4 protein-coding genes are annotated in these 6,101 nt (G+C 40.5%); 2 read left to right on the top strand and 2 right to left on the bottom strand.

Features of this window, described 5'->3' with window-relative positions; all coding sequences use genetic code 11:
* Positions 1 to 88: 88 nt before the first annotated feature.
* Together B2400_RS00925 and B2400_RS00920 are read right to left on the bottom strand one after the other, a co-directional pair.
* Positions 89 to 1,246: a sialidase family protein gene (locus tag B2400_RS00925; RefSeq protein WP_286651352.1), complete on the bottom strand. Its 1,158-nt coding sequence runs from the start codon at positions 1,244 to 1,246 to the stop codon at positions 89 to 91.
* Between the two features lie 10 nt (positions 1,247 to 1,256).
* Positions 1,257 to 2,486, bottom strand: coding sequence for an ROK family transcriptional regulator (locus tag B2400_RS00920; RefSeq protein ID WP_293930216.1), 1,230 nt, complete (start codon positions 2,484 to 2,486; stop codon positions 1,257 to 1,259).
* 258 nt (positions 2,487 to 2,744) lie between these two features.
* On the opposite strand from B2400_RS00920, the gene B2400_RS00915 reads away from it, so the two are divergent.
* Positions 2,745 to 4,040: an MFS transporter gene (locus B2400_RS00915; protein WP_286651354.1), complete on the top strand. Its 1,296-nt coding sequence runs from the start codon at positions 2,745 to 2,747 to the stop codon at positions 4,038 to 4,040.
* Positions 4,041 to 4,223: 183 nt separating this feature from the next.
* A complete protein-coding gene (locus B2400_RS00910) occupies positions 4,224 to 6,086 on the top strand; it encodes an FAD-dependent oxidoreductase (protein WP_293930215.1) in 1,863 nt (620 codons plus the stop codon).
* The last annotated feature ends 15 nt before the right edge of the window (positions 6,087 to 6,101 follow it).

Raw genomic sequence — 6,101 nt, 5'->3', positions numbered from 1 at the left:
CCCGCCATTTTTTAATGACGGGGTTCTTTCTTTAAGAGACCTTTTTAGACAGCCTCTTATTAAAATCTTATTTAAATGTGTGGGTAGCTTATTTAATATCTTGCTTGACGAAGACTATCTCTTTGTAGTTATTCTTTTCGTATAGAATTCCGATTTGATTTTTATTAATCAATACGAGATCTGAATAGGCGGAATAATCGCCTTTTATGTTTTCCGGTGCTTTGGCGATGGTTTTATTGAAATACCAAGTCTTGCCTTTGTCTTTGGATAGTCGCAGGGTTAGGTTATTACGTCGCGTTTGATCAGCAGCATTGAGATGAGCGAGGATAAAGTTTTTACCTTTTTTCCAGGACAGCACCGATGCTTGGTTGATTGGGTCTGGAAGGTTGGGGTCGGTGACTGATGACTCCCATGTTCTTCCTCCGTCTATAGATCGTGATACGATGCGCAACTTTGGGTTGAGCTGTTGATTTCTGGAGCTCATATAGACTTCGTTTTCGTCTACCTGAGCGGCCATGGATTCGTTTGATCCGGCATATGGAATGTTTTCGCTCAGTTGAAATGTTTTTCCATGATCGTCGGAGTAGAAGGCATGTGCATTCCAGTCTTTTCCTTGTGGATCAGGTGCTCCGGCGCTATGATTTGCAGCGATGTATATCCTTCCTTTGTTCGGACCGCTGACGAATTGGAATGCATGTCCTGGAGTGTTCGCATAGGTTCGCCAATCTTCCTTGAAGTTATAGGCAGAGTTGATTTCAGGCTGTTTTGGACGGTGCGTTGAAGCGGTGATATTGATTGCTTCCGACCATGTTATGCCGCCATCGATTGAACTGATGTACCAGTTTTCTCTCAGTCCTTTTCCTTTTCGTACTTCACCCTCATGGTTGTTTCCGGTGTTATAGAATAGAAAAATACGGCCATTCTTAAAGTTAGGGTCTAACAGATCGACCACAACAGCAGGGTTGCCGGCTTGTAGGTTCTCATAATCCACAATTTTCAGCAACGCACCCCAGGTTTTCCCTTGATCTTTACTGATTTTGCAAACGATATCGACGTTTCCGTAGTCGCCGGCATGGTCTACGCGGCCTTCGGCAACAGCCATCAAGTCGCCATTCTTATTCTTTATGATGGCAGGAATGCGATAGCTGGCATATCCATCTTCGCCAGATTTGAAAACTGTAGTTTCTTGGGCAATACTGCCCACATAGCAGGCTACTGCTAATAAGCTTAGGTAGATTTTTTTCATAAATGCTGTATTACTCTGTTATTTCCAGCAATCTGTCGCGTAATAATAAGCAGGCTCCGTAGGCCGCTAATTTCTCACCGTTGGACGACAGGGTAATTTTGGTGTCTCTGTTTACAATGGAAAGTGAATACTTGTTGATGGCATTTTTTACCGGGAGGCTTAAATATTCCCCCGACTTAGCAAGTGAGCCGCCAATGATAATCAATTCCGGATTGAATATATTGATTAGCGACGCGATTCCACGACCTAATTTATCCCCTATATAATTTATGGATTCGATAGCAAGATTATCATCTTTTTTAGCTGCAAGGATAATATCGTTCAATCGGATATCCTCTATGTTGCTAAATTTCTTCGTTAGCGTGCTTGTCGCTCCTGCATTGATTTCTTCTATGATTTTCTTGCGTAGCGCACGGCCTGAAGCTTCAGTTTCTAAACAGCCTTTCTTTCCGCACTTACAGATGATCTCGTTGTCAAAGATTGGGATGTGACCAAACTCACCGGAGAATCCGGATTTACCATAATACAATTGTCCGTTGATCATAATACCTAGACCAATTCCGTTGTCTATATTGATATATAGCGCATCTTTTTCGGTTCCCAAGATTCCGCTAGAGAATTCGGCATAGGAAAGCGCTTTTGTATCATTTTCTAGGTATGAAGGGATACCCAATGCTTTTTCGAAATAGGTCGACAGCGGGTCTTCATAGAAATTGAAATAACTATAGGAATAGCCTGTACGATAATTGATTCGTCCCGATAGGTTGATACCTATGCCTAAAATATGCTCTTTGTTGACGGGTTGCTTATCGATGAACTCCGTTATGTTGTCACAGATAACCTGCAAAGATTCCTCGTTGTTTTCTAATTGAAAGGGGATATCCTCCTTTTTTGCGACCAAATCTTTCTTCAAGTTGATCATGGCAATACTGAGGTTTTCCGTTCCTACCTGCACACCGATGAAATAAGCAGCATTAGCAACCAGTCCATAGGAGTTCGGTTTTCTACCAACGCTTGCCGATGTCTTTCCGTAATCTTTAACTAACTGATCGTTTATGAGTTCCGTAACGCACTCGTTTATCTTCGGAATACTTACATTGAACTCTTTGCTCAATTCAGCAATGGTAGCCGTTTCATTCTGGGCGAAATAAGACAAGATCTGCTTTTTTAGCCTAATGTTTTTATATGCTACACCAGAATTGGCGCCGAGTTGTCTTTCGTTTAGAAAATTTAAGGTCATGTTTATTTACCTAGCTGTTATTATAGGGTAATCGTAATACACTGCGATATTAGTAAAAATATTGATATTATTAAATAATTTTAAAAACAAGTTTTAGGTTTTAATATTTTTTTAATATAATTGGATGATTTTATGAACTACGGGCATAAAACATCTACCCATGAAAATCATTTAAATAAATATAGCTTAAAATCAGCTCTACGTATTAAAATGATTGCATAATATACCAAAAATATCGAAAACCTTAATTACACTAACGTGAAAGAACAACTCAACAACAAAGAAGTGCATCCATTGACTTGGATTCCCTCGACCTGGTTCGCTATGGGATTGCCTTTTGTTGCCTTATCGACAGCCGCTACCTTAATGTATAAAAACCTAGAGGTTTCCGATAGTAAAATCGCTTTTTGGACATCCTTAATCATGATGCCTTGGACTTTAAAACCGCTTTGGGGTCCTTTCTTAGAGTTGTATAAGACCAAGAAGTTTTTCGTTTTTGTGACACAGATTTTAACTGGTTTGTTGTTTGGGTTAGTTGGGATCTCCTTACAGTTAGATGCCTTTTTCAGTATCTCGATCGGAATTTTAGCCATCATCGCCATTAGTGGGGCAACGCATGATACGGCGGCCGATGGCGTGTATCTGAATGAATTGAGTGCGACGCAGCAAGCTAAATACGTAGGCTGGCAAGGAGCTTTTTATAATATTGCGAAAGTGTTTTCCGGAGGAGCATTAGTATATCTTGCCGGGCAATTGGAAAAGAATATAGGCGTTGTTAATGCCTGGATGATTGTGATGTTCGCTTATGGTTTGATCATGATTCTTTTGGGGATTTATAATATGCGCGCTATTCCATCGGGACAGCCGGCAGCTGAAACGAGCTCGCTAAAGGAGGGGTTTTCTACTTTAAAAGATGTAATTATTTCTTTCTTTCAGAAGAAATATATCTGGTTTAGCTTAGCATTCATCGTTTTTTATCGATTTGCTGAAGGCCAGGCAATTAAGATTATTCCACTGTTTTTTAAGGCCTCGCGCGAGGAGGGGGGATTGGGCCTAAGCACTTCCGAAATTGGATTGTTGTATGGTGTTTTCGGTGCGATTGCTTTCGTCTTAGGGTCCATTCTTGCTGGTAATTATATTGCAAAATATGGATTGAATCGAAAGACGTTATTGGTGCTTTGCGCATTTTTCAATATACCGTTTGGAGCCTACGCATTTCTGGCCATCGCAATGCCGACTGACCTTTATCTAATCGCAGGAGCAGTCATTGTGGAATATTTTGGATATGGATTTGGATTTGTAGGATTGATTTTATTTATGATGCAGAACATTGCTCCCGGTAAATATAAGATGGCACATTATGCGTTTGGTAGTGGCTTAATGAACTTAGGCTTTATGATTCCATCGATGATCAGTGGTTATTTGAGTGATCATCTAGGATATAAAGAGTTTTTTATTTGGGTGTTAATCGCGACGATTCCTGCATTTATCGTCAGTTGGTTAGTACCACTGCGTAAGCCGGACGAAAAGGAAGAGATAGAATCCATTAAATAGTTGCTGTGCTACCTATTTGTATAAAATATAATAATGACCGATGTGTTTTTAAATTATTTTAAAAATATATTGGTCATTGTTGTTTTTATTTATAATTTAGTTGCCGTAATAGAACCTACTATATGATCTACCTAATTATGTGGGCGCAATTTAATCCCGCATAGTTAAGACAACAAACCCTATATGAAGAAGATTTACTTATTGTGCTTTATTCTTTTCTTGTCCAATTCGCAACTTTTTTCACAGATAAAGACAGATGTTTTGATTATCGGAGGTGGTGCCAGTGGCACGATGGCCGCGATTCAAGCGTCGCGCTTGGGGGTGAAGTCTGTTGTTGTAGAGGAAACTGTTTGGCTAGGCGGTATGTTGACATCAGCGGGCGTATCAGCAATCGATGGTAATCACAAAATGCCTTCCGGCTTATGGGGAGAATTTAGGGAGAAGTTATATCAGCATTACGGTGGAGCAGAAGCTGTAGAAACGGGATGGGTTAGTAATACCCTTTTCGAGCCATCAATTGGAAACAAGATTCTTCAAGAGATGGTTGCGCAAGAGCCTAACATTCAAGTGCTATTTGAAACACAGTGGGCCAACCTAAGCAAAACCGCAAATGGGTGGGTCATGGATGTTAAACCAATCAATGGTAAGTCGACCAAAGTGGAGGCAAAAGTATTAATTGATGCTACAGAGCTAGGGGATGTAATGGCGGCTTTGAAGGTTCCCTATTACTTGGGTATGGATAGCCAAACCTTAACAAAAGAAAGCTTTGCATTGGCAGAAGGCAATGATATCGTTCAGGATTTGACTTATGTAATTACGTTGAAGGATTTTGGAAAAGGAGCTAACAAAACCATCAAGAAGCCTAAAAACTACGATCCATCAGAATTTGCAGGATGTTGTGATGTGTCTGATCCCGCAACGCACTTAAAAGATAATAACGATTGCTATAAAATGCTTTCTTACAGCGCCTTGCCGAATAATAAGTTCATGATTAATTGGCCTAAAAAGGGTAATGATATTTACCTTAATATAATCGAAAAAAGTCCAGTAGAACGCGCTAAAATGTTGGAAGAAGCAAAGCAAATGACATTGCGCTTTGTCTATTATATTCAGAACGAGCTTGGCTTTAAACACCTAGGCATCGCGTATGATGAGTATCCAACGAAAGACGGCTTTCCAATGATTCCCTATCATCGCGAGTCTAGAAGATTGAAAGCGAAATCCCTCTTTGCACTTCAACATATCATGTCGCCATTTGAAACAGAAGAAGCCTATTATAAGACCGGAATTGCTGTGGGTGATTACACGATCGACCATCATCATTATAAATACGGAAATGCGCCGGAGATAGATTTCGTTAAGATCCGCGTCCCGTCCTATAATGTTCCTATGGGCTCCTTAGTTCCAGCTGATTACGATGGGTTGATTGTTTCGGAGAAAAGCATTGGTGTCAGTAATATCGTGAACGGTGCGACGCGTTTGCAGCCTGTAGTGTTGGGAATCGGTCAGGCGTCGGGAGCTCTAGCAGCAGTGTCCGTGAAACAGGGAAAGCAGCCTTCAGAAGTTTCTATTAGAGATGTACAAGCTGCATTATTAGATCATAAAGCTTATATCATGCCTTACATCGATGTGCCATCTTCGGATCCTCAATTTAAGATTCTACAAAAAATTGGAGCAACGGGACTTCTAAAAGGTACGGGAGTGCCATACAAATGGGCTAACCAAACCTGGTTTTATCCTGAACGCGAGGTGAGTCAGTATGAATTGATGCAGGGTCTTCGCAGCTATTTTCCAGCATTGAACAATAACTGGGATGCGTCAGGAGAAAGTCTTGATCTAACTGCGATGCGTACGATGTTGAATTATGTGAAGAAGGATGTTTCGGAGGAATCACTTCGAAGTATGCTGAAAGAAGAGGGTATGGACGTCGTCGACAATACTAGCAAGCTGAATAGAAGAGCCGTAGCGGTGATTTTAGATAAGGTCTTAAACCTGTTCGATCAAGAGATTGACTATGCAGGGAATTTGAAAAACAAACAATTTTAATAAACTAGTTAATTA

Source organism: Sphingobacterium sp. UBA6645, assembly GCF_002455685.1.
GTDB classification, from domain to species: Bacteria; Bacteroidota; Bacteroidia; order Sphingobacteriales; family Sphingobacteriaceae; genus Sphingobacterium; species Sphingobacterium hotanense.
The sequence above is the reverse complement of the archived record's forward strand: the minus strand, read 5'-3'. Positions and strand labels throughout refer to the sequence as shown.

Bases quoted from the DNA above. Each gene is read 5' to 3' on its own strand.
- B2400_RS00925 (WP_286651352.1), bottom strand. From the start codon at position 1,246: ATGAAAAAAATCTACCTAAGCTTATTAGCAGTAGCCTGCTATGTGGGC.
- B2400_RS00920 (WP_293930216.1), bottom strand. From the start codon at position 2,486: ATGACCTTAAATTTTCTAAACGAAAGACAACTCGGCGCCAATTCTGGT.
- B2400_RS00910 (WP_293930215.1), top strand. From the start codon at position 4,224: ATGAAGAAGATTTACTTATTGTGCTTTATTCTTTTCTTGTCCAATTCG.